Annotated in this window: 22 protein-coding genes and 1 riboswitch; of the genes, 8 read left to right on the top strand and 14 right to left on the bottom strand. The window is 32.4% G+C overall.

Going from position 1 to position 25,441, the window contains the following annotated elements; genetic code table 11:
- Nucleotides 1-17: 17 nt before the first annotated feature.
- Both ispD and K337_RS0101010 read right to left on the bottom strand, forming a co-directional pair.
- Nucleotides 18-722 carry a 2-C-methyl-D-erythritol 4-phosphate cytidylyltransferase gene (gene ispD / locus K337_RS0101005; RefSeq protein WP_028854947.1) on the bottom strand — a complete coding sequence of 235 codons (705 nt, stop codon included), beginning with the start codon at nucleotides 720-722 and terminating at the stop codon, nucleotides 18-20.
- Nucleotides 698-3,040, bottom strand: a complete 2,343-nt coding sequence (locus tag K337_RS0101010; RefSeq protein ID WP_028854948.1) for an endonuclease MutS2 — start codon at nucleotides 3,038-3,040, stop codon at nucleotides 698-700. Before K337_RS0101010 ends, ispD begins: the two co-directional genes overlap by 25 nt.
- A 172-nt stretch (nucleotides 3,041-3,212) precedes the next feature.
- On the opposite strand from K337_RS0101010, the gene rpmB reads away from it, so the two are divergent.
- From rpmB to K337_RS0101025, 3 genes are all read left to right on the top strand, one after another.
- Nucleotides 3,213-3,470: a 50S ribosomal protein L28 gene (rpmB, locus tag K337_RS0101015; RefSeq protein ID WP_028854949.1), complete on the top strand. Its 258-nt coding sequence runs from the start codon at nucleotides 3,213-3,215 to the stop codon at nucleotides 3,468-3,470.
- Nucleotides 3,471-3,610: 140 nt separating this feature from the next.
- On the top strand, nucleotides 3,611-4,000 hold the full coding sequence (locus tag K337_RS0101020) for a DUF2721 domain-containing protein (protein ID WP_028854950.1): 390 nt from the start codon (nucleotides 3,611-3,613) through the stop codon (nucleotides 3,998-4,000).
- Nucleotides 3,991-4,407 carry a DUF2721 domain-containing protein gene (locus K337_RS0101025; protein ID WP_028854951.1) on the top strand — a complete coding sequence of 139 codons (417 nt, stop codon included), beginning with the start codon at nucleotides 3,991-3,993 and terminating at the stop codon, nucleotides 4,405-4,407. The genes K337_RS0101020 and K337_RS0101025 overlap by 10 nt, the downstream gene beginning before the upstream one ends.
- A 48-nt stretch (nucleotides 4,408-4,455) precedes the next feature.
- On the opposite strand, the gene K337_RS0101030 is transcribed toward K337_RS0101025, so the two are convergent.
- From K337_RS0101030 to K337_RS17410, 4 genes are all read right to left on the bottom strand, one after another.
- Nucleotides 4,456-5,448, bottom strand: coding sequence for a glycosyltransferase family 9 protein (locus K337_RS0101030; RefSeq protein WP_425414004.1), 993 nt, complete (start codon nucleotides 5,446-5,448; stop codon nucleotides 4,456-4,458).
- Between the two features lie 96 nt (nucleotides 5,449-5,544).
- Nucleotides 5,545-7,281 carry a Na+/H+ antiporter NhaC family protein gene (locus K337_RS0101035; protein WP_028854953.1) on the bottom strand — a complete coding sequence of 579 codons (1,737 nt, stop codon included), beginning with the start codon at nucleotides 7,279-7,281 and terminating at the stop codon, nucleotides 5,545-5,547.
- A 125-nt stretch (nucleotides 7,282-7,406) separates the two neighbouring features.
- A riboswitch (Lysine riboswitch) is annotated at nucleotides 7,407-7,581 on the bottom strand.
- 160 nt (nucleotides 7,582-7,741) lie between these two features.
- Nucleotides 7,742-9,040: a YeeE/YedE family protein gene (locus K337_RS0101040; protein ID WP_028854954.1), complete on the bottom strand. Its 1,299-nt coding sequence runs from the start codon at nucleotides 9,038-9,040 to the stop codon at nucleotides 7,742-7,744.
- 118 nt (nucleotides 9,041-9,158) lie between these two features.
- Nucleotides 9,159-10,883: an FAD-dependent oxidoreductase gene (locus K337_RS17410; protein WP_051251550.1), complete on the bottom strand. Its 1,725-nt coding sequence runs from the start codon at nucleotides 10,881-10,883 to the stop codon at nucleotides 9,159-9,161.
- 373 nt (nucleotides 10,884-11,256) lie between these two features.
- Between K337_RS17410 and K337_RS0101050 the strand changes: the two genes are divergently transcribed.
- Nucleotides 11,257-11,871: a metal-sensing transcriptional repressor gene (locus tag K337_RS0101050; protein ID WP_211226074.1), complete on the top strand. Its 615-nt coding sequence runs from the start codon at nucleotides 11,257-11,259 to the stop codon at nucleotides 11,869-11,871.
- A 44-nt stretch (nucleotides 11,872-11,915) separates the two neighbouring features.
- Here the strand turns inward: K337_RS0101050 and K337_RS0101055 are convergent, their stop codons facing one another.
- From K337_RS0101055 to K337_RS0101085, 7 genes are all read right to left on the bottom strand, one after another.
- Nucleotides 11,916-12,401 carry a Spy/CpxP family protein refolding chaperone gene (locus K337_RS0101055; RefSeq protein ID WP_028854956.1) on the bottom strand — a complete coding sequence of 162 codons (486 nt, stop codon included), beginning with the start codon at nucleotides 12,399-12,401 and terminating at the stop codon, nucleotides 11,916-11,918.
- A gap of 132 nt (nucleotides 12,402-12,533) precedes the next feature.
- Nucleotides 12,534-15,113, bottom strand: a complete 2,580-nt coding sequence (locus K337_RS0101060) for an FAD-dependent oxidoreductase (protein ID WP_028854957.1) — start codon at nucleotides 15,111-15,113, stop codon at nucleotides 12,534-12,536.
- A gap of 42 nt (nucleotides 15,114-15,155) precedes the next feature.
- The gene (locus K337_RS0101065) at nucleotides 15,156-16,145 is read right to left on the bottom strand and encodes a DMT family transporter (RefSeq protein WP_028854958.1); all 990 of its coding nucleotides are present in this window, start codon (nucleotides 16,143-16,145) and stop codon (nucleotides 15,156-15,158) included.
- Nucleotides 16,146-16,350: 205 nt separating this feature from the next.
- Nucleotides 16,351-17,148, bottom strand: coding sequence for a MerR family transcriptional regulator (locus K337_RS19030; RefSeq protein ID WP_051251551.1), 798 nt, complete (start codon nucleotides 17,146-17,148; stop codon nucleotides 16,351-16,353).
- Between the two features lie 198 nt (nucleotides 17,149-17,346).
- Nucleotides 17,347-18,693, bottom strand: coding sequence for a glucose-6-phosphate isomerase (locus K337_RS0101075; protein WP_028854959.1), 1,347 nt, complete (start codon nucleotides 18,691-18,693; stop codon nucleotides 17,347-17,349).
- Nucleotides 18,694-18,740: 47 nt separating this feature from the next.
- Nucleotides 18,741-19,169, bottom strand: coding sequence for a hypothetical protein (locus tag K337_RS0101080; RefSeq protein ID WP_028854960.1), 429 nt, complete (start codon nucleotides 19,167-19,169; stop codon nucleotides 18,741-18,743).
- A gap of 173 nt (nucleotides 19,170-19,342) precedes the next feature.
- On the bottom strand, nucleotides 19,343-20,194 hold the full coding sequence (locus tag K337_RS0101085) for a patatin-like phospholipase family protein (protein ID WP_028854961.1): 852 nt from the start codon (nucleotides 20,192-20,194) through the stop codon (nucleotides 19,343-19,345).
- Nucleotides 20,195-20,420: 226 nt separating this feature from the next.
- Between K337_RS0101085 and K337_RS0101090 the strand changes: the two genes are divergently transcribed.
- The 4 genes from K337_RS0101090 to K337_RS0101105 all read left to right on the top strand — a co-directional run bounded on the left by K337_RS0101090 (nucleotide 20,421) and on the right by K337_RS0101105 (nucleotide 25,074).
- On the top strand, nucleotides 20,421-21,299 hold the full coding sequence (locus K337_RS0101090) for a LysR substrate-binding domain-containing protein (protein WP_028854962.1): 879 nt from the start codon (nucleotides 20,421-20,423) through the stop codon (nucleotides 21,297-21,299).
- Nucleotides 21,300-21,476: 177 nt separating this feature from the next.
- Nucleotides 21,477-22,541 (top strand): YeiH family protein, encoded by a 1,065-nt coding sequence (locus tag K337_RS0101095; RefSeq protein WP_037029037.1) that lies wholly within the window; start codon nucleotides 21,477-21,479, stop codon nucleotides 22,539-22,541.
- Nucleotides 22,542-22,686: 145 nt separating this feature from the next.
- Entirely contained in the window at nucleotides 22,687-23,808 is a 1,122-nt protein-coding gene (gene proB / locus K337_RS0101100; protein ID WP_028854964.1) for a glutamate 5-kinase, read from the top strand.
- 18 nt (nucleotides 23,809-23,826) lie between these two features.
- Complete coding sequence (locus tag K337_RS0101105) at nucleotides 23,827-25,074, top strand: glutamate-5-semialdehyde dehydrogenase (protein ID WP_084140754.1); 1,248 nt, start codon at nucleotides 23,827-23,829, stop codon at nucleotides 25,072-25,074.
- Between the two features lie 62 nt (nucleotides 25,075-25,136).
- On the opposite strand, the gene spoVG is transcribed toward K337_RS0101105, so the two are convergent.
- Nucleotides 25,137-25,439 carry a septation regulator SpoVG gene (gene spoVG, locus K337_RS0101110; protein ID WP_028854966.1) on the bottom strand — a complete coding sequence of 101 codons (303 nt, stop codon included), beginning with the start codon at nucleotides 25,437-25,439 and terminating at the stop codon, nucleotides 25,137-25,139.
- Nucleotides 25,440-25,441: the final 2 nt, after the last annotated feature.

Here is a 25,441-nt window from a genome sequence, read left to right on the forward strand (position 1 = left end):
CTCCTTTTATTTTGCCGCTAATTTATTTTCTTAGAAAAAATCAATAGGTCTTCTGGTGTAGTTATCTTTATATTTTCATAACTTCCCAAGATAATCCCCACAGATCCCCCTGCTTTTTCCACCAAAGATGAATCATCTGTCCCTAAAAACCTTTGTTGCCTAGCCTGTTCATAACTTCTATGCAGGATTTCTCCTCTAAACACTTGAGGAGTCTGGGCTGCAAAGAGACAATCTCTTTTAGGAGTCTCCACTACCTTCCCTTCTGAATTAACTACCTTTATAGTGTCTTTTACAGGTACTCCTATAATTACACCATCCAAATTAGTTTCCGTCATCAGTTTGGTATAAGACTCTTCTATATATCTATCCTGTATAAAAGGTCTTACTCCATCTTGAACTCCAATTATACTCTCTTTTGGGATCTGCTCCAATGCATTATAGATAGAATCCTGTCTTTCCTTTCCACCGCTAACTACATCTATTACCTTATCTATTTTAAAGGCTTCACATATCTTTTTCACTTCGGATATATACTCTTCGTTGGTTACAACTACAATTCCTCTTACTCTCTGATTTTTTTCAATCACTTCCAGAGTCTTTATAAATATAGGTTTCCCATCGACCTCTAAAAATTGTTTGGGGTAGTCAAGCCCCATCCTCTTACCAACCCCTGCTGCTGCTACTATATAATAATAATCTATTTCAGAGTTACTACTGTACATCCTAATCCACCTTCATTCATATTTGCATCTCTAAAACTAGCTACATATCTGCAACTTTTAAGGTACTCCTGGATCCCTTTTCTTAACTGTCCAGTTCCCTTTCCATGAACTACCTGAATATCGGTATAGCCGTTCAATGTGGCTCTATCCATATAATTTTCTAATTCATTGATTGCTTCATCTACCATCTGACCTCTTAGGTCGATCTTATAGGTCGCACTGCTTCCTTTATGGCTGTGCATCTTAGTATATGTTTTTTTCTTCTCATCTTTCATTATTCCTATATCTTCTAATGAAACTACCATCTTTAAGATTCCTGCCTGTACTTGAGCCTGATCCTTATTCATAAATAGACGAAGGATCACTGCATGCTGTTTCAAACTCTTTACAAAGACCTTATCTCCTACCCCATAAGATATCTTTCTGACAACTTTTGGTTTCATCATTAATTTTCTCTTTTTTTCTTCCACCATAGAGTTTCTCAACATATTCAAACTTTTTTGAACATCCTTTACCTCATCTTTTTTATTGTCTTCCCTTTGAATCTTATCAACTAAAGCTTTTGCCTTAGCCTGCATATTTTTCATCATCTGCTCCGACTCTTTGTATGCTTTTTCCAGTATCTCCTCTTTTTCTTTTTCCAATGTTCTTACCTTTTCAGCATACTGGTCCTTTAGTTTTTCAGCTTCCGATTTTAACTGTTTTACCTCTTCGTTAGCTTTTTCCAACTCATCTGATTGTTCCTTTATGTTAGTTATCATTCCCTCTACTTTTTTATCCTCATCACTGATATAACTTTTTGCTTTTTCAATTACTTCTGGAAGTATTCCCAATCTTTTGGCAATAGTAAGAGCGTTACTCTCCCCTGGAATTCCCATAAGTAATCTGTAAGTAGGTGACAGCGTCTCAGGATCAAATTCCATAGAGGCTGTTTCTATCCCATCCTCGTTATATCCATGAGCTTTTACTTCACTGTAATGGGTAGATATCATTGATTTACACTTTTTTTCCTTGAGATAATCTATAACTGCCATGGCAAATGCCGATCCCTCTATAGGGTCTGTTCCTGAACCTAACTCATCTAACAGTACTAAACTAGCTTTAGTAACTCCTACCAGGATAGTTTGAATATTTTTTAGATGTGCCGAAAAAGATGACAGGTTCTGTTCAATACTTTGTTCATCACCTATATCAGCATAGACACCACTAAAGTATCCTATATCTGTTTTATCACTAGCTGTAATAGGTATTCCGGATAACGTCATCACAGTCAATAATCCTGCTGTTTTTAAAGCTACTGTTTTACCACCGGTATTTGGCCCGGTAATCAATAAACTGTTATAATTTTTTCCTAATTCAAAAGTTAAAGGTACAACTTCTCTAGGATTGATAAGTGGATGTCTACCTTCTACAATGGAAATATATTCCCTCTGATTTAATTTAGGGATTATACATTTATTATCCAATCCATAACTACACTTAGCATTTAAATAATCTAAAACTAAAAGAGCTTCTCCTACTTCCATCAATCCATCTAAGTTCGCTCTCAGGTTGTCGGTAAGCCTCAACAGGATCTTTCTTATCTCCTCTCTTTCCCTTACCTCTAATTCTCTCATCTTGTTGTTCAACGAAACTACACTTATAGGCTCTATAAATACCGTCTGACCACTAGATGACCTGTCGTGCTCTATTCCTTTAATCTGACCTTTAAAATCTGTTTTTACAGGTATTACACTTCTACCATCCCTGACTGTAACTATTTTTTCTTGGATAGCCTTAGCATATGTAGGATTTGAAATAAGATCATCAAATTTTCTTTTAATATTATTTTGAATTAGCTTTTTACTATACCTAATATCTTTTAGATCTAGAGAGGCTGTGTCTTTTATTTCTTTTTGATTATCTATAACCGCCTCTATCAACTCTTCTATTCCCTTATATGTAGGTGTATCTTTAAACCTCATATGCAGTCCTCTGTATTTCACTTCTAATTCTTGAAATTTAGTTTTTATAACTCTAAATACTCTTAAATTCCTAGCAATATGATAGAGATCGTCTACATCTAAATAAGTTCCTATCAGACTGGTCTTCTTTAAATACATCACTATATTTTTTATCTCTGATAGTTCAATACCACCATCATACTTCAACATGTCCATAAAATCTTGCACATTCTCTAATTCTTTCTTTATACTATTTATATCTTTCATGGGAACAACATCTAATATTTTCCCCTTAGTTTCATCTAAAATAGCATATCCACTTATGTTTTCCTTTACCTTATCAAACTCTAATACGCTTAAACTATGTTCATTCATTTTACTACCTCTTTAATATTCGACTTTTATCTATATTTATACATTCTATTATATCATAAGAGTTTTTTTTTTTACAGAAAACTATATCTTTATTGTAGAAAAAACCTTGCTTTTTTACTTGCTTTATGCTAAAATTTAAGCCGATGTTTTAATAAAGAGGAGGTGCAATATAATGAAAAGATGTGAAATCACTGGTAAAGGAATTACTTTCGGACACAGTATCTCTCATGCTCATAACATGAACAAGAGAATATGGAAGCCAAACTTACAAACAGTTAAAGTTGAAATCAACGGTCAATTAACTAAAGTAAAAGTTTGTGTTAAAATGTTAAGATCTTTAAAAGCTGCAGATTCAGTTGAAATTGCTAGAATTTTAAAGAAAAATGCCGCTACTTTAAGCCCAAGAATAAACAAGGTTTTAAGCAAGTAATAGCATAAAAAAAGACAGCCATTAAGGATCTGTCTTTTTTTATTTTTTGTAAATAAATATTTTGTATATTCCCATCTATCTTGATAAAATAAATTATCATTCAATAATAGATGAGTAATTTATAGTAAGGAGGACACTCTATGAACTATGCCATTCCAGCGTTATTATTTTCAGGAATTTCTATGTTTTTCAATGGTTATACAATTAGATATTTAAATCTATCTAAGTTGATCAGAGATTTTCATAATCATCCAGATAAAGATTGTAATATCAAAGCCCAAATTTCAAATTTTAGACTACGGGTAAAATATATTAAATGGATACAATTTTTTTCTGTATTTTCATTGTTTTTAGCGACCCTTTCTACATTTACTATTTTTTTTGAATATATTCAGATAGGATGGGCTTTATTTATTTTTTCCATAATCAGTTTTTTAATATCTCTCATTATTTCTGCCTTAGAAATTAAAATTTCTACAATAGCTTTAAACATTTCCTTAAAAGATGGAGGCGACCCAAGATGCAGTTAACACTTACAACCCCAGCATTAATTTTTTCTACTATTTCACTTCTACTCTTAGCCTATACAAGTAGATTTCTGGCTCTAAGTAACCTTATTAGATCTCTTCATAACCAGGCGACCCAAGAGGTAAATAGAGTCGACATACTCCTGCCTCAAATAGAGAATTTAAAATTAAGGATAAAAATCATAAAAAATATGCAGCTAATAGGGATTATTTCTCTATTTTTCTGTGTTTTTTCCATGTTTTTAATATTTTTACAACAGATTGTCCTAGCAGAATTTGTCTTTGCAGGAAGCTTAATTTTACTAATGATCTCGCTATCTCTTTCCGCTATAGAGATAAATATCTCTGTAAAAGCACTGAATATAGAGTTAAGCCAATGCATAGGAGACCAATGTAAAATAGTAAAATAAAAAAGTAATTTAATATCTATTAAAAAAATCGAGGGAATTCCTCGATTTTTATTTTTTTTCTATTCTTTTTATTATATCTTCAGCACTTATATTTTTCATACAATTAAAATGATCTTTAGGACATTTTTTATCTCCATGTAATGAACACGGAGAACATGGTTCATTTCCATAGATCAAAACTCCTAACTCATCATACTCAAACATATTTGGATCTGTAGGGCCGAATATCACATAGGACTTGGTCTTAACTCCACGTCCGATATGAAATGGTCCCGAATCATTGGTCACTAAAAATTTAGCTTTGGATAACAATGCTCCACTCTCTTTCAGGCTTAATTCACCAGCCAGATTTATACAGATGTTCCCACTTATTTTATTAATTTCCTCACACTCTTCCTTCTCTTTAGGACTTCCGATCAGAATTATCTCTGTCTTATATCTCTCTTTTATCAATTGAGCTAGTTTACCAAATCCTTCTACAGTCCATTTTTTAGTATTTTTAGAAGCTCCCGGTGCGAACACCACATAATTTTTATAGCTCTCTACTTTTTCTTCATCCTTTTCAGAAAAATTAAACTCCAAATCTTCTCCATTGTAATCTATCCCTAAAACTTTGAAGGCATCAAAGTAGTTTTTCACTATGGTATTATCAGCTCTATATTTAATCAATCCAGATTTTACAAGGATAGTTTTATATAATGATCTTTTTATATACCTGAAAGTTTTCTCTCCCAAAAAAAATGTGATCAATCTAGATCTTATCTTAGAATGCAGATCAAATACATAATCATATTTATTTTCTTTCAATATCTTTGAAAAATGCCTTATATTTTTTATTCCGTCATCTGTATCTTTTTTAAAGATAATCAGATTATCTATATTGGGATTCCCCTCTATAGCATCTTTAAATTTATCCAAAACTATAAAATCAATCTTTAAATTTTTATTTTTTTCCTTTAATTTTTTTAGGATTGGGGTGGTTAATATAACATCCCCTATAGAACTCAGCCTTATTATTAATATCCTCATTTTTTCCCCCAATCTATATTACACTAGTTTTTTATCATTTTATTATACCATAATTATCATTCAAAATAAAAAAAACCTAGTCGGAACTCCGACTAGGTCTGCTAAATTTTATACTAATTCCACTTCTTCTCTTGTCTCCGACACTTCCTCTACAGATTTACCTAAAAATCTTACAGCAAGTATAGTAGCTATTATAGATACAGGTAAAACAGCGTAGATCGATATTCCCATTCCAACTGGTAAATATCCAAATAATATTGTGATACTTCCCACTACAAGTGCATATACAATTTGAGTTTTTACATGCTCTATATGATCACATTCAGCTCCCATAGATGAAAGAATAGTCGTGTCAGATATTGGTGAACAATGATCCCCGAAGATAGCTCCTGTAAGAACCGCTCCTATACTCATGATTATATATGATGATAGTGTTTCTCCCGATAACCCAGCAGCTCCACCGATAGCATTAGCTAATGGTATTGCCAGCGGCATCAATATTCCCATAGTTCCATATGATGTTCCTGTAGAAAAAGCAATTACCGATCCCAAGATAAATATGATAGATGGCAGAATTGCTTTTGGTATAGTTCCAGCCAATGCATTTACCAGGTATACAGATGTTCCTAATTCCTTTATCAGAGAAGTCAATGACCAAGCTAATAATAATATAACTCCTGTTATTACCAATGATTTCATTCCATGTACCCAAGTATCGATAGCCTCTGAAAACTTAAATATTTTTTTAGATATTCCCATAACGATAGCTACGATGGATGCGAATAATGCTGCCTGGAATATTACCAATGAAGCATCTGCATTTCCGAAAGTTTCTCTGATAGCATAGAACGATAGTGGAGAATTATTTACAGTCTCAAGTACCGCTCCCTCTAAGTAACCCTTTCCATTAAGATAGAAACCTACAAATGAACCTATGATCAATACCATAATTGGTATGATAGCGTTCCATATGTTAAGTACTACTCCCTCTTTAGGAGCTATCATCTTAGCTTCCTCTGGACTAACTTTAGCTGCCGAACCACTTGTCACCTGACCAGTTGTTCTGGCTCTCTTTTCAGCCTTAGCCATAGGACCAAATTCTCTCAAGAAATATGCTGTAGATGCCACAAATACCAGCATCAAAATATTATAAAATCTATATGGAATTGTCTGTACGAAGATGCTGTATGCATTTATATTTTCCATTCCTATAAGTGAATATCCGTCTTTTATTACTGATATCTCATATCCTACCCAGGTAGAGATAAGTGCTATCCCTGCAATAGGTGCTGCTGTTGAATCTATTATAAATGCTAATTTTTCTCTCGATATTCTCATCTTGTCTGTTATAGGTCTCATAATCGGCCCAACAATAAGTGCGTTAGCATAGTCATCAAAGAAGATAAATAACCCCATAACCCAAGTGATCAATTGAGCTGATCTAGGAGTTTTAGCTCTTTTAGCCAAAGATTCTGCTACAGCTCTTGCTCCACCCATCTTAGAGATCAATGCTACCAATCCACCGATAGTTAAACATTGTAAGATTATACCTGCATTCCATGAATCTGCCATAGATCCGATTATTCTATTGGTTATATCGGAAAAACCTCCTATTAAACTAAATAGATAATTTTTCCCCTGAGTTATCCCCAATAAGAATGACCCTGAATAGATCCCTATAAATAATGACAAAATTACATTTTTAGTTATAAAAGCTAAAGTTATAGCTATAATTGGTGGCAGAAGTGTCCACGCTCCTAAGTTTAACGCCGCCTCTGATGAATCTGCTCCAAATCCTAAACTACTCATAACTCCTAACAACAATACAATTATTATACCTCTCATATCTTTCCTCCTAAGTGTTTTGAAGAAAGGAGATCTTTTAACTCAAAAAAAAGAGTTATCGGATCTCTACCGATAACTCTAATTTATAAACCTACAATTATGTATAATAGGTCTTTATCTTAAAATCATTCGACAGCTCCCCATTATCATCTGATAATGACAGTACCACAGATATTATCCATAGTCCCAACTTAAGATTTCGACAAATCTTAAATTTCGGCAAAACTTCCTTTCTTTTGGTTTCAAAATCTATCCGACTCCTCCAAAATACTCCTAAGGTTTGCAACCTCTATCTTCATTCATATATTTTTATGTTGAGACTAGTATATCTATTTCAGTTATATTTGTCAAACATATTTTTTATAGTTTATATTTTTTTTGCTATTTTTTAATCTTGCAATCCTGACTAGGGTCAAGATTTTATATAGTCTTTACTCATTCACTATGAATGAATAAAATACTATTTTATTTTTACTGCAACTCTGTTTCCTAAGATTCCTCCACCTACTAAAGCAGCAAAGAAAACCCATCCAGATAGTGAGAAGTTTGCAATTGGAGTATATAATGCTCCTACATTACAACCATTTGCAAGTCTAGTTCCAAATCCCATTAATATTCCACCCATAGCATATAGAGCCGCTTGTTTAAATGTGATTTTGATCTCGCTTGTTGCTGTACTCTTAAATGTTCCAGCTAAAAGTAAACAAATTATTGTTCCTACCATAATTCCAATATTTTGAACATTGATTGGATGATCGAAAAATGGCATTGTATAGAATTTTACCGGGAAATTAGTAAAGTTAGATAATGATTCAGGTGATATTCCAAATACCATTAAGAATCTTCCGAACCACCATCCGTAAGGTGTAGAAGCTCCCCATCCAGCTTTAGTTACACCCATTAATAATGTGAATATAACAGCTATTACCGCTGCTCCTACTTTCATAGACCACGGTGTAACAAATAATCTTGTGTATGTTTCTTCACTTAATAATTTGAACTCTTTATTACTATCTTTATCTTGTGTGGCGATCTTAACTTGCTCTAATTCACTAGGTACCCCTGTAAAAGTTCCAGATACTCTTCTAGAAGATTCATATTTTTTAGACATATATACTACTATTCCACAAAGTAGTGAAGTTAATAGAACCGCTCCTAAATACCCGTCTAATCCATCCCATTTAAATAAATCCGGGAAATAAACTCCATTATACAACTTTGCACCTGTTTCAGACGTAAACCATGATTTTCTGATCCAATCTGTTGAAATTCCAGCCTCTTTTACCCAAGTTGCAGCTCTTTGGAAAGGGAATCCTAAGAAAACACCCATACCGAAGAAGATAAGAGTAATGAATCCTCTTGAAAATCCTGTAACAACGTCTGTTAAAACTCCTGATGCACAACAAACTGAGAATGTCATACCAAATCCAAACATGATTCCACCAAGGATTAACCCAGAGTTAACTTGGTTTACCCAAAGATCGTATGAACTGGCATCTGCATTATAAAGAAATGCTGCCGATAAAATAGATGTACCTAAGAACATATAAGCTAATATTCTCATTAATTTTGTTGAACCTGTATTGTAAGCTCTGTTTACAGATCCTGCAAACCCCATAAATCCTCTAGTTAATGCATATCCAAATCCAGCTCCCGCCAATAATCTAAAAAATAACATTGAGCTTCCTAGCATTGTTTTACCTACAATTAACATTAGTATTAGTACTATTAATCCTGCCAAATTTTGACCCTTTTTCATTTTCAAACCTCCTAAAATAATAATTAAATTTTGTATTTTTTTTCACGTTATATATTATAAAATATAAGAGGAAGGTTTTCCTTCCCCCTATTTTATTTATTCAAACCAATAATTTTTATTATAACTTTGCTTTTTCTAAAGTTCCGCAACAATCAACACAGTCACCTATCATAATTTCTTCCCTTGCTTTATCGTTATAACAAGATACCTCTTCATACATCTTTATGAATTCATAACTTCCTGCAACATTCTTAACATCATAACCATTTGCCTGAAGCATCAATGTCATGTTATAACTTCTTTCACCTGTTCTGCAGTGAACGTATACTGTCTTTGTTTTGTCCAGTTCATCTAATCTGTCTCTCATAACACTCATAGGAATATTTACAGTTCCCTTTACGTGTCCTTCTTCATATTCACAAATTTCTCTAACGTCAATAACCTGCTCTCCAGCTTTTAATAAGTCATATACTTCCATAAACGTTACCTGCTTAAACGCACCTTCATTTAAGTTTGAACCGATGTATCCAATCTTGTTTACTACATCTTTACCAGTTCCAAATGAAGGAGCATAAGTTAATTCTAAATCAAATAGATCTTCTACTGTCATACCAGCTTTTATTGCAGTTGCTATTACATCTGCTCTCTTATCGGGTGCTCCTGTTGCTGCGAACTGAGCTCCTAATACTTTTCCTGTTTTCTTTTCAAACAACAGTTTAGAGAATACTAAATGTGCCCCTGGCATTATTCCTACTATTCCTGGAGGTGCTGCATATACTACCTCATAGTCGATTCCTGAGTCTTTTAACATCTTTTCAGATAATCCTGTAGAAGCTATGTTCATATCAAATAACTTAACTACTCCTGACCCGATATAACCATTATTTTTTATTTCTCTACCGTTTATTCTGTCAGCAATTAATCTTCCCTGCTTATTAGCAGGACCTGCCATTGCCAATGGACATAAGTTTCCAGTTAACTGGTTTCTAACTAATATTGCGTCTCCTGCTGCATAGACATCTTTTGCTGTTGTTTCATAGTTATCGTTAGTTACTATATATCCTCTATCAGTTAATTCTATTCCTGAATCTTTCAAGAATCCAGTAGATGGTCTTACTCCTATAGCTAAGATTACTCCATCAGTTTCTATCTCTCTTCCAGATTTTAACAATACTTTTTTAGTGTCAAAACCTTCTACAAGATCTTCTAACACTACTTCGATTCCATGCTTTACCATTTCAGCTTGTCCAAAATAAGATATCTCTTTATCTACAAATGGAATTATTTGATCAGTTCCCTCTACTAAAGTAACTTCGATCCCTGTTTCTCTCAAGTTTTCAGCTGCTTCTAACCCTATGAATCCTCCACCTACTACAGTGATATGCTTGGGGTTTTTAGCTTTTACAAACTTCATTATCTTAGAAACGTCAGGTACTGTCTTTAATACAAAATTATCTATTTTATCTAATCCTTTGAACGGAGGTACGATGGCATCTGCTCCAGGAGATACTACTAGTGCATCATATTTTTCAGTGGTTATTTCTTTAGTTAAAGTATTTTCTACTTCAATTGTTTTAGCTTCTGTATTTACAGATATAACATTACTGTTTACCCTTGCATCTATCTTATATTGACCTTTAAATTTTTCTGGTGTCATTAAGATTAATGTTTCTTCCTGCTCAACTAAACCAGAGATATGATATGGTAAACAACAGTTTGAGAACGATACTACCGGACCTCTTTCAAACATTATTATTTCTGCATTTTCATCTAATCTTCTTGATCTTGCTGCTGATGATGCTCCACCTGCTACTCCACCTACTACTAGTATTCTTTTGCTCATTGTACTCCTCCTGCTTTTCATTGTATTATTTTTCACATCTATATTAACTTTTTCTAATTTATTATACCCTCTACCAGTATATCAAATTAGAAATAGAGAGTCAAGCGTATTTACTATGATTTATACATATGTATATTGAATTAGTTCATTTTTTCCTTTTTCAGTACTCAACTTTCTCCAAAACACTGATAAAAACAAAGGTTTTTAAATTTAGATTTTTTTATATTGGTTTACTATTTTGCAGAATAAAAGCGCCTTGTAGATTTTTTTAACAATCTTTAAAATTATTTTTAATTTTCATTAAATTGACAGAAAGTAATCCTGAGGTTATAATATCTTTATTATTAAAATCTAATTTACGAGGTATTTATCTATGAAAAACGAAACAATGACAACTATATACAACTCTATTACCCCTCAAGAAACAAAAAAACTGATAACAAAAGAAAGTGACCTTGTTATCATCGATGTGAGGACTGAAAAGGAATTTTTATACGAAGGAAGGTTAGATGGTGCTATCTTGATAGACTTTGAAAAACCACGTATCTTCAAAAGAGAAATTAAAAAACTAGACAGAAAAAAAACATATCTTATTTATTGTGCCGTTGGACATATAAGTAAAGAGGCATGTATCGAGATGACTGATTTAGGGTTTGAAAATATCTTTGAAATGAAAGGTGGATTAAAATCTTGGCAACAGGATCTTGATCTGATCTGTACCATCTCAAAATTAAATGACGAGGAGATAATAGAAGCCAGAAAAAGTATTATTACCAGATTAAATAAAATTGAAGGTCAGGTAAAAGGAATGAAAAAAATGCTCCTAAATGGAGAATATTGTGGCGATATATTAAATCAATCCCTGGCTGTAAAATCAGCTCTTAACAGTACTAACCAAGAGATTATGGAGATGTTTTCCAATGTCTGTATCACATCTGAAGAACATAAGAAGGATTTTTTCAAATATTTGAAAAAATTAATGGGATAAAAAAATAGGAGCCCCTGAGAGCTCCTATTTTTATTTATTTAATCTTAGTTATTTCTGTATCCATTTCCACCATTCATGTGGTTGCCATTTCCCATATGCCCGTTCTTCATATGTTTCCCACCTGTAGATCCACAGTTACCTCTCATTCCCTTATGACCCATAGAGATTCCATATTTCCCCTCTATATCACTTCTAAATTTCATACCATCCAATCTTTGCTTAGCTTTCATATCCGATATTTGCTTGTTTACCCTTTCTACACTCTTCCAATTCACCTTATCTTCTGCTAATAGTTTTTCTAATTCCAATTGTTTAGATCTTATATCCAAACCTTTTTTGTAGTTAGCTTCCCTTCTATCTTCCATCGTCTTAGTTAATTCTGTTTGTTGTTTTTCCGATAAGTTACTCATCATTTGAGTATGGTAAGTTCCTCTTTGTCCATTGTTATTAATATTTTTTACGTTATTATTTCCAGCTCCGAAAGATAGTGCTGATACCATTAATAAACCTACTATTATTTTCTTTTTCATTTTAATCACTCCCTGATTTAATTTTTTTTACTTCTCTTTATATAGATATAATAACCGACCTTTGTGAAGTTAATGTGAAGAATAAAAAAATTCTAAAAAAAAAAGTCCTCCTAAGAGAACTTTTTTTAGTTTTTAATTTGTATATTTTTTCAATCTCTTCTTCGCATCTAATCTATTATGAAAACCATAGTTACCACTTCTTTTTTTTGCATCTCTCTTCATATAACAATCTCCATGAATTAAATCCAATATATGAAGTGAATCCAGCCCGCCTAATTCCATAGATCCTCTGCATGAACCACAATAAGAAATAATATGATCTTGGGTAGCATCGTTAACTCTTCTATCTACTATATCTTTATAGAGATTTTCATTTATACAACCTAACATTCCACCTACACCACAGCACCTTGTGTTTTCTTTGATGTTGTTCATCTCTTCATAATTATAGCCTAATTCCTCCAATATCCATCTAACACTTTCGTGATGTGATCCAATATTTCTTGTAGGACAGGCATCGTGAATATTAAATATTACATCTGAAGGTTCCCCTACTTTCTTTTGCTCTTTTGGAACACCTATCTTTTCCTTCATAAGGTCCCAATAAGAAATAACTTCTTGAGTTGCACATTCATCATAAGTCATATAACAAGATGGGCATAATGTTACTATTATTTCTGCCCCTGTGCTGTCAATTTCGTTTTGTACACGAGAAAATCTCTCTTCAAATAGTTCTTCCTCTCCAATTATCAGAGTTGGTTTTGCACAACATTGAAGTACTGCTCCTACCTCTTCTCCCAATACTTCCTTCATATGTAGGAGTGTGTTTTCGATATGTTCTGGTAGTGACGCAGATACTGTACATCCAGGTACCAATACATATTTAGTTTTCTTTTCAGATTTAATTGTTACCGAATACTTTTTACTGCATTCCAACTCCTGTCCATCATCTAAAGCATCGTGTCCAGAAAGTGGTGAAAGACCATCATTAGTTTTTACATAACCTTTTCTCATATCCATAAAATTTTCCCTGATTTTAAAATCATTTGGACATTTTATAGTACATTGACTACACTCATTACATGAATAAGCTATATTCATATCCATGTTTTCATATCCTTTTTCCAGGTATTCTTCAAATAGTTCTTTCGGGCACGATGTATATTCTCCCATCATCATACACTCCTTCATGCAAAGTTTACATTCACATTGAAGGCATCTGTTGGCTTCATTTTCTGCCTGCTCCTTTGTAAAAGAAAATTCTACCTCATCAAAAGATTTTATTCTTTCTAATGGGTTTAATTCATTTACAGATACTCTTTCTACTTTTTCAGCCAAATCCCATCCTTCTGAAAGGTATTCAGTAGGTATATAAAGTTTTGTCTCACACGACATCTCTTCCTCTTTTATCCTTCCTTCAGATATAGACTGTTTTTTTAAAAATCTATCTACAGAAGTAGCTGCCCTTCTTCCCTCTGACATTGCTCCAATTACTACAAATGACGAAGCACAATCCCCTGCTGCAAAGACTTTTTCATCACTTACTGATTGTAATGTAAATTCATCGGTTTCAAATGTTCCATTACCTTTTTTAGCTATTCTATCTTCTTTATCAAAAGATGAATCTACACCTTGTCCTATAGCAAATATTACTGTATCTACATCTAATATTCTTTTATTTTCTTCATTAAATTTCGGATTAAATCTTTTATCTTCATCAAAAATAGATACACACTCTTTAACTTCAAGTCCGCTTACTCTTCCATCCTTATCTGCAATTATCTTATTAGTTCCTACAGCAAGATTTATCTTAACACCTTCTGTTAATGCACCTTTGATTTCATGCGTAGATGAAGCCATGATTTCATAAGTAGATTCTAGACATACAGCATAAACTTCTTCTACTCCTTCAATTCTAAGAGACGCTCTGGCACAATCCATGGCAACATCTCCGCCACCAATAACCGCTACTTTTTTTCCTGCACCCCTAACATCTTTTATTAAAGAAATCTCTTTTAAATACTCTGCTGCAGAATAAATTCCTTCAGCATCATAATTTTCTAACCTTCTATCTACCCTTCCTACATGTTTTCCAACAGCTAAAATCACAGCATCATTTTCTTTCTTAAGAGTTTCAAATTCTATATCCACTCCGATTTCTACCCCAAGTTTGATCTCTACTCCTAATTTTTCAAGTAAAGAATATTCTTCATCTATAATATGTCTGGGTAGTCTGTATTCAGGAATCCCTACTCTCATCATTCCGCCAACTACATCCAGTTTTTCATAAATTGTTACACTATGACCTTTTCTAGCTAAGTCTGTAGCTGCCTGTGCTCCAGCTGGTCCCGATCCAATAACAGCAATTTTTTTTCCTGTTTCAGCTTTTTTTGAGATATCCCATTTTTCATGGTTATCGAAGTTGTCAGCTGCATATCTTTTAAGATTTGCAACAGATATAGGGTTATCTTCATCCCCTCTTCTACAGCCGCTTTCACATGGATGGGCACAAATTCTTCCTAATATTTTTGGTAAAAAAAGTTTTTCTCTAATTACAGATATAGCTTCTTCTCCATTTCCTTCTCCTATCAATCTTACGTATTTCTTTATATCGGTATGCATTGGACATGCTGACTGACATGCTGGTTTAGAGTCTCCCATACAATTTTCAACAATATTCTGCATATTATCAATTATATCTTTTTTTAACATATTTTTACTCCTTTTAAAATTATATCTAATTTTTATGATTTTTTAGTTATTTTCAATTTTAACTTCAAGATTCTTTTTCTTTTTAAAATCATTAGGGTTTATAGCAAAGATAAACACTCCTACAATTATTATTGCTCCACATATTGCTAAATAAGGTGTTATTTCAGTTCCCAATATTAACCAGCTGAATATAATTGCCCAAAATGCTGCTGTACTGTTGAGAGCTGTTCCCATTGCAGCACCAATATAATCCACTGCCTTATACCATGAAAGGTATGTTGTAGCTCCTAAAATAGCTATTCCGGCAAAATATAATATATCTCTGCTCTGGGCAATTTTTGCAACGACGGGATATCCGCCGACTGCCGGCATAATTACTAAAGCATATACCGCAAAAGATGTAAGGTATCTAACCGTAAGAAACTGCTGAGGTGACGCCTTTATGTTATCTTCATCTTTTATTTTTTTCATAGCATAACCAATAATAACCCCTTCGAATGCCCATCCAAGAACAGCTATACAGGTAAATGCCATCCCTTTATAAAAATTGGGATATAGTGAAAGATCTACTTTTGAATATCCGAGAGCCGCCGAACCTATTAAACTGATAGTTATTCCTATTACTGCCCTCATAGAAAGCTTTTCTTTTAGTATAAAGTAAGATAAGATAGCTCCAACACCTGGATAAATAACTGAGATACTAGACGCATAAGCCGGTGCAGCATATTTAATCCCTATAACATAACCACTCATTCCTATAGGAGCACCAACTACTGCCGCCAAAAGAGATACCTTACCTTTTTTAGTTTTCAATAACTTAAAAACTCCCATAAGTTCTTTTCTGAAAAACATAACAACTGCTAACCAAAAAAAACAAAATCCATCATGCAAGAATGCCGATACCAATGCACTTGATTTAAACCCTTGCAATATTGGGTTTTGTCCAACCATCCCCATCAATACTGTATCCAATCCCCACGCAAACCCTACTAAGATCCCAAAAAACAATCCTTTTTTTACATTATTATTCATCTTTACTCTCCTCTATAGTTATTTAATTCTCAAGAGCATTATATGTAAGTTTTGTTTTTTTGTCAAACAAAACTTACCCTACGTAAACTAAAAAGCTTATATTAATTAATCAAAATAACACTTCCAATGATTTGTTTTTATTTTTTAATTAACCCTAAGTCAATTTAACAAATAAAAATATACATAAAAAAAAGTAGCATTTCTGCTACTTTTTTAAAAGTTTTATTCTAAACTCTGAAATAACTAAAAATTTCTGCTCAGATTTACAAAGAATATTTGCTTTTGGAACCATATAAAACGGTCCTTCTATTTCAAGCTTATTTTTTTCTATATAATCTACAAAAAGCTTCATACTTTCTTTTCTTCCATGAATGTCATTTCTTGTATACATAACAAGATAATTTCCCTCTTCTATCTCATTATTTTTTTTTCCTTGATCTAAATATATATAATCAAATAGTTCCCATTTTTTCTGCTTGAAATTCTCTTCCTCTATTACATAGATTATTTCAGCTCCTGAATGCCCTATTGAGACACTATTATTGTGACCAAAATCCCAGATAGCTTCTATCTCTCTATCTATATCAATTGGTATCCTCTCTCTCAAGGATCTATATTTTTTCTTTTTAAACTTCTTTATTTCAAAAGCATCATTTTTATCTCCTAGCTTTTCTATTATCTGAAGTTCTTCCTGGATTTTATTGTTCTGCTCCTTTAACTCCTTTATCTTCTTAACATTTTCATCATGTACTGCTCTTAAAATATTAAATTTTTCATGACAGCATTTACCACCAAATAACTCCTGAATTTCTTTTAAAGGACATCCTTTTTCCTTGAGTTCTTTTATATACATTAATTTTTTTATATTTTCTCTAGAATAACTCCTTTTGCCTCTTCCTTCTTGAATAGGAGTTATAAGACCTAATTCTTCGTAATATCTAATTGTTCTCGTTGTTATTCCTAAATATTTAGATACTTCAGTTATGCTAATTAAATCTTTCATCTTTTTCCTCCTTGTTTCTTTAAGTATAAAATGTTATAAAAATAGATCTATACAATTTAATTTTTATAAAGTGTAATCTCTATAATTATAACAATATAATACAAAAAAATATACAGCCTTTTAATCAATAAAAAAACATAAGACCAGTAAACCCGTAGTGAGTCTCTAATCTTATGTTCTTTATTTAAAGTTATAATATTATTTTAATCTTTTCTTAATTTCTTCAGTTTCTTTTTCAAATCCTGGCTTTTCTAATAATGCAAACATATTGCTCTTATAAGCTTCTACACCTGGCTGGTCAAAAGGATTTACTCCTAAAAGATATCCACTGATTGCACAAGCTTTCTCAAAGAAGTAATACATATATCCTAAGTGATAAGGGGTAGCTTCAGGTAAGTTGATAGTTAAGTTAGGTACATTTCCATCTCTATGAGCTAATCTAGTTCCCTCTGCTGCCATCTTATTTACATAATCCATAGTTTTTCCAGCTAAATAGTTTAACCCGTCTAAATTTAAATCATCCTCTTCAATAACCATATCTAGTTCCGGAGTCTCTATATTGATAAGAGTTTCAAAAAGATGTCTCTTTCCATCTTGAATATATTGTCCTAAAGAATGCAGGTCTGCAGTAAAGTCTGCTGATGCAGGATATAATCCTTTATTATCCTTTCCTTCAGATTCACCGTATAACTGCTTCCACCATTCTGCGATGTAGTGTAATCTAGGTTCATAGTTTATCAATAACTCTATGTCTTTACCTTTTCTATGAAGAATATTTCTTACTGCTGCGTATTTATAACAGTCGTTTTCAGCATATGGCTTTTTGTAATCTGCCATTGCATCTGCTGCTCCTGTCATAAGTGCATCTATGTCTATTCCTGCAGCTGCTATAGGTAATAATCCTACTGCTGTTAATACAGAGAATCTTCCTCCTACATTGTCAGGTACTACAAATGTTTCATATCCTTCTCCTGTAGCTAATTTTTTTAATGCTCCTTTTTCTGCATCTGTTGTAGCATAGATTCTATCCTTAGCTTCATCTTTTCCATATTTTTCTATAAGTAATTTCTTTAATACTCTAAATGCTATTGCCGGTTCAGTAGTTGTACCTGATTTAGATATTACATTTACTGAGAAATCTCTATCTCCAATTAACTCTATTAAATGCTTTAAATAAGTTCCTGAAATATTTGTTCCTGCAAAATATATCTCTGGAGTATCTCTTTTTTCCGCTGGTAATTCATTGTAGAATGTATGTGTTAAAAATTCTATTGCAGATTTAGCTCCTAAATAAGATCCACCTATTCCAACTACAATTAGAACTTCTGATTGCTTTTTTATTCTGTCAGCAGCGACCTTTATTCTGTTAAATTCCGCTTTGTCGTAATCTGATGGTAAGTTTACCCATCCTAAGAAATCGTTTCCTGCTCCTGTACCTTCCATCAACGCTTTTTCAGCTGTTTCAATATGAGTATTCATAAATTCTAATTCGTGACCACCAAAAAACTGGTCATTATTAGAAAAATCAAATGATAATTTTTTCATCTTTTGTCCTCCTATAATTTCTTAATTCTAAATAAACAATATATCTATTATTTCACCTTTTCCAATTCCAACTTTAATTTTTCAATCTCAAGTTCGTTACTCCGAACCCTTTGATTTAACATCTCTATATTGTCTTCATTGGCTTTTATCTTCTTTATATACAGGTCTGTATTAAATCCCATCTTATTCAATTCGTTAGAAAAATCATAGACCAGATGTTCTAGTATCAATAGGTCTGACTGACTGGCTTTTGTTTCATCTATCTTGTTTAAAGTTTTAGACAGATAATAAACCAAATCATATTTATTGATATTTTTATCTCCGTCAAAACTTGTAGAATCTTTAGGCAGTATTCCGTTTATATATAGATTTTCGATCGCTCTGTATGCCCAATGTTCATTGGATATATCTCCATACATCTGTGAACTAAAAGTAATAGAGGTCACAGTTATAAATATTAATAATATTTTTTTCATCTTTTTCCTCCATACAATAACTTTAGTCTGTACTTTGAGTATAGCATATGTTTTTTTAGTTCGCAATTCCATTCAAAGTGCAAAATAAAACTGAAAAGTTGCAAAACAAAACCAATCTTCCTCTTGACAAATCAAGGTTTAGATTAAAGTTCTATAAAATATCTAGATTGGTTTTAAGCCCCTAAAAAGTCTTTAACTTTTTGTATCTCATCTACACCCTGCATCCAACCTATCTTATAATATTTATTTAATTTATCTATATCATGCTCTATCATGGAAGCATTTATATTTTTAGGCCTAATAATATAAGCTTTCCCCAGTTTTTCTAACATCTCTAAAATTTGTATCGATTCATTATAATATAGATATCTATATTTTATAGCTTTAGTTAAGTTAGGAAATTTTGGATACCAAAAAGAAGAAATTTTATGATACCAACCTTGTTTTTCTTCAAATCCTTTTGGGTGGGTAAGGATAGCTATTATCTTTTTATTTCCATCTAAAATCGCTTTTCTTACAGGAATTGAATCAGCGATCCCTCCATCTAAAAAATTTTGATCTTTATATTTTACAATCTCACTTAAAAAAGGAAGAGAACAAGAAGACCTAATGATATCATCAACATCTGTTTTCTCGTATTTATCTTTTTCAAAATATACGGGTTTTCCTGTAATACAATCTGTACTCACACTTATAAAAGTATTTTTACTATTAAAAAAATTATCATAATTGAAAAAATGTTTATCTCTATTGATAAACTCAAAAACAAACCTAGAATTTAGAACAGATTCACCTTTGATCAATCTTTTAAAATTAATCAACCTCTCATCATTGATATATTCTGTATAAACTTTATAGTTTCTCTTTTTCTGTTTAGCTATATATGCTGCACCATTATAAGCACCTATAGAAACTCCTATAACATACGGAACTTCTATTCCATATTCTAAAAATGCATCTAAAACACCTGTACTATAAACCCCTCTAGTTCCTCCACCTTCTAATACCAACCCAATATTTTTCATGTCTAACCTCTCTTTTTAAAACTATAATAATTAAACTCAAATAACTTATATATTTCTTGATTTTTAATATTAAATTATTTACTAAAAGGCTCTTTGAATGATATATTTTAAATATAGTATTCACTGAAGAGCCAGAACTTATCTTACAATTAAAATTAAGAATAAGTTAAATATTTATATTCTATATAAATAATAGGTATAAACCTATTAATAAGGAGGAACTATTATGACTATAAGAAAATTAGAGATCTATTATACTGTATCTGAGATGCTTAATATGACAGAGGCAGCTAAGGTTCTTTATATAAGCCAGCCTTCCATAAGTCAGGTTATAAAAGAATTAGAAGAAGAGATGAAAGTTAAATTATTTCAGAGGCTGGGGCGAAAACTTTATATAACAGAAGAGGGAAAGGTCTTTCAAAAATATGCATTGAGAATGTTAAATTTATATGAAGAATCACAGAAAGTAATGGAAGACATGCGGGAAGTCAGGTCTGGAAATCTGAGGATAGGGGCTAGTACAACTATAGGAACATATCTTTTACCCGATATAATAGCCGACTTCAAACAAGAATATCCTAAAGTTGATATAGAACTATATATTACAAATACCCAGGAAATATCAGAAGATTTATTAAAAAACAATATAGATATAGGATTAATAGAAGGAAAAATAGTAATAGAAGAACTAGAAACAATGGATCTTTGGGAAGATGAACTTATAATAATTTCGTCTCCCAATAAAAAATGGAAAAAAGTAATAGACCGTAAAAAATTAGAAGAAGAAACTTTTATACTCAGGGAAAAAGGGAGTGGAAGCAGAAAAACTTACGAAGATGCTATGGGAATAAGAGATAAAAACGTCTTTGTATTTGGAGGAACAGAAGCAATAAAAAGAGCAGTGATAAAAGATCTGGGAGTAGCTTGTGTTTCAAAGTTAACTATAGGAGAAGAGGAGAAAAGAAAAGAAATAACCGTGAGCCGAATAAAAAATTTAGAGATAAAGAGGTGTCTAAAGCTGCTCTACCATAAGGATAAAGAGTTTTCCAGATTGATAGAAAAATTTATAGAGTTTTCAAAAGGATATAATCTATCTAAAAATTAAATATATATGCTGACTTCATTGGGTAAGTAATTATTTTTCTTATAATACTTTAACCTTATGAGGTCTCTTTTTTTTAATATATAAGTTATAACCTATGCTAAATATCAATAATTAGTATTTTACTTATTATTAAAGTTAGCTTAAAATATAACTATATTGATAAAGGGAGTGAAAGATATGAATATAAAAAAAATTATACCAGGATTTATTGTTTGTTCTGTGATTGCATATATCGGAAGTGTTTTAGGTGGGATATTCCCAAAATTAGGAGGTGCAAGTTTTGCTATTATACTAGGAATTATTCTAGGGAATACTTTAGTCAAAAATGAAAAATTTGCTGCTGGATCTGTTTTTTCAGAGTCGAATCTATTATCTTATTCAATAGTTCTTTTAGGTGGAACTCTCAACATATATAGTGTTTTTAGTGTAGGAGTTAAAGGAGTAAGTTTTATTATCCTTCAAATGGTCATAACTGTAGCTGCTGCTCTATGGATTGGGAAAAAGATGAAATTTGAGAAAAAATTTACATATTTGATGGGAAGCGGAAACGCAGTATGCGGGTCATCGGCAATTGGAGCTGTCTCTCCTGTTGTAAAACCAGAAAAAAGTGATCTAGGAATATCTATTACAATAGTAAACTTAGTTGGAACCGTATTGATGTTTTTACTTCCTTTTATCTCTAGAGTAATATTTCATGGAGACACAGTTATGACCTCAGCTCTTATAGGAGGGATCCTTCAATCGGTGGGGCAAGTTATTGGAGCAGGTCAATTAGTTAATAACGAGGTATTAGAGTTAGCTACAATATTTAAGATAATAAGAATTATATTTATCGTAGTCTTGGTTACTTATTTAGGAAAAAAAGTCTCTGCTGACAGTAAGATGGCTGAACTTGAAAAAGAAGTAGAAATTGAGGTTGAGGTAGAAGTAAATGAAGCTACTTTAGAAGGGTCTAAAAAAAATGGCTTTAAAAAATTAAATATCCCTTGGTATATTACCGGATTTTTCATTTTTACAACTCTAAAAACTTTAGGGATATTCAACGGAGATCTTTCAAATATATTTCATTTTATAAGTTCCAAATTCGAGATAATCGCTCTTGCAGGAATAGGAATGAGAGTTAAATTAAGTACTCTCTTTAGCCAGGGACCCAAAGCTATAACATATGGATTAGCAATTGGAATAATACAGGTAGTTGCTGCTATAACACTTATAAAGATCATGTATGGGTTAAACTTCTAAAGATCATGTATGGGTTAAACTTCTAAAGATATAAAATTAATAAATCTAAAAATAACACAGTTATTTTTAGGTTTTTTTACTTTTAACGAATATTCAAAACTGTGATATACTTTAAAGAAAATTACAATTTGGATGGTGGTATTTTATGACTCGAAAAGATTATTTAAAAGACACAAAACGATTGGTTGTAAAGGTAGGAACATCTACCCTTACATTTGAAAATGGATTATTAAACCTTTCTAGAATAGACAAATTAGTCCGTGAGCTGGCTAACCTTCACAACAAAGGATATGAAATTATATTAGTTACCTCAGGAGCTATCGGAGCTGGGATGGGTAGTTTGGGGTTAAAAGAAAGACCTAAAACTCTCCCAGATAAACAGGCTGTTGCATCTGTAGGACAGGTTGCCCTTATCCACCTATATCAGAAATTATTCTCTGAATATGGAAAGCAGATAGGACAACTGCTTTTGACCAAGGGAGATATATCCAATCGTGGAAGATATCTAAATGCTCGTAATTCTTGTCTGAGATTGATTTCCATGGGAATCATCCCGGTTATAAATGAAAATGATTCGGTAGCTGTAGATGAGATAAAAGTAGGGGACAACGATACCCTCTCAGCTTTTACATCTACCTTGATAGATGCAGATCTGTTACTTATCCTATCTGATATAGATGGTTTATATACAGGTAATCCAAAGACCGATCCCAAAGCCACCCTTATTAATACAGTTAAAGAGATCGATGACCATATCAAAACTATAGCTACTGGAGCTGGAAGTAAGTTTGGAACTGGAGGTATGGCTACTAAAATAAGTGCTGGTGAGATAGTTACTTCTGCCGGAATCCCTATGATTATCGCCAAAGGATTTGATCCTTCAATTATAGGAGATGTCATGGATGGCGAGGAAATTGGAACATTATTTTTAGAGACTAAGATAAAATTAAATGCTCGTAAACATTGGATAACTTATGGAACCACAAAAACAGGTAAGATTTTTATAGATGATGGAGCCATCACAGCTCTCAAAAGTCATAATAGCCTTCTTTCTATTGGAATTGTAAAGTGTGAAGGCGATTTCCATAGGGGAGAAGTTGTTTCTATCTGTGACAGCAATGAATTTGAGATTGCCGTTGGAATTTCTAACTACAGTCAGGTTGAGGTAGATCTTATCAAAGGAAAAAATTCTTCTGATATCAATCATATTTTAGGACACAAAGATTATGATGAAGTTATACATATGGATAACATGTTTATTTTTTAATAGAGGAGATATATAATTATGAAAAAATATATGAATGATATGGGTATCTTGGCTAAAAAAGCTTCGAAAAAACTACTTCAAATGGATACCATTACTAAAAATAACATCTTGGAAGAGATGGCTAAGGAACTTTTAAATAATATAGAATTTATACGGTCAGAAAATGAAAAAGACTTGATTAAAGGTAAAGAAAATGGACTTACACCTGCTTTTATAGACAGATTGACTCTTACTGAAGAAAGAATCTATGGGATGGCCCAAGGAATTAGAACAATAATAGGTTTAGATGATCCCATCGGTGAAACCTTGAGTGGGTTCAGACATGAAAACGGGATGGAAATATCACAGATTCGTGTTCCTTTAGGAGTTATCGGAATGATCTTTGAATCTCGTCCAAATGTTACTGTAGATGCAGCTGTTCTTAGTTTAAAATCTGGAAATGCAATTATCTTAAGGGGTGGCTCAGACGCTCTTTGCTCAAATATGGCTTTGGCTAAGGTAATTACTGAAGCAGGTAAAAAATTAGGTCTGCCTCATGGAGCTATTCAATTAATTGAAAATACTGACAGAAACTGTGTAACCGAATTGATTACCATGAATGATCTTATCGATGTAATTATTCCACGTGGCGGTAAGGGTTTAAAAAAAGCTATCCTTGCAGGAGCTAGTGTTCCTGTTATAGAAACAGGTGCAGGTCTGTGTCATACCTATGTTGATCATAATGCAGATTTAAATATGGCCATCGATATTATTGTCAATGCCAAAACTTCCAGACCTGGAGTATGTAATGCTATGGAAACTCTATTGGTTCATAGTGACAGCATCTCTAAATTACTACCCAGCTTAGGTGAAAAATTAGGAGATTTAGGAGTAGAAATTCGAGCTGATGAAAGATCTATAAAATACTTGGCCAACGCAATCCCTACAACTGATAGTGACTGGAATACCGAATATTTAGATCTTATTTTATCTATTAAAACTGTAGATTCTATAGATGAAGCAATAAAACATATAGATACCTACTCTACAAAACATTCAGAAGCAATCATCAGTGAAAATTATAAAAATACTCAGAAATTTTTGAGGGAAGTAGATTCTGCAGCAGTTTATGTAAATGCTTCTACAAGATTTACCGATGGAGGAGCCTTTGGATTTGGAGGAGAGATTGGTATCAGTACTCAAAAACTCCATGCAAGGGGACCTATGGGAATCAAAGAACTGACTTCCGTTAAATACATAATTAGAGGAGATGGACAGGTTAGATAATCTGAATTCCAATTAAAATAAAAAAATGCCGATAAATTTCGGCATTTTTTTATTTATTTTTTCTAATCCTCTACAGGATCTATTTCCTCTTTATGTTGTATCTCTTCCATAGTTTCATTGTATTTTTTTATAACGATTTCTGTTAAAACTCTTCTTAAATCAGGTGTAATAGGATGAGCTATATCCTTAAATTCACCATTTGGCATCTTTCTAGATGGCATAGCCACAAACATACCTTTTTGACCATCGATAACCTTCAACCCATGAATAACAAAACTTCCATCCAATGTGATGTCTGCATAAGCCTTTAACTTTAATTCGTTTTCATTTTTTACCGTTCTCAGTCTTACATCTGTAATATTCATTT

The organism is Psychrilyobacter atlanticus DSM 19335 (assembly GCF_000426625.1).
Taxonomy (GTDB): domain Bacteria; phylum Fusobacteriota; class Fusobacteriia; order Fusobacteriales; family Fusobacteriaceae; genus Psychrilyobacter; species Psychrilyobacter atlanticus.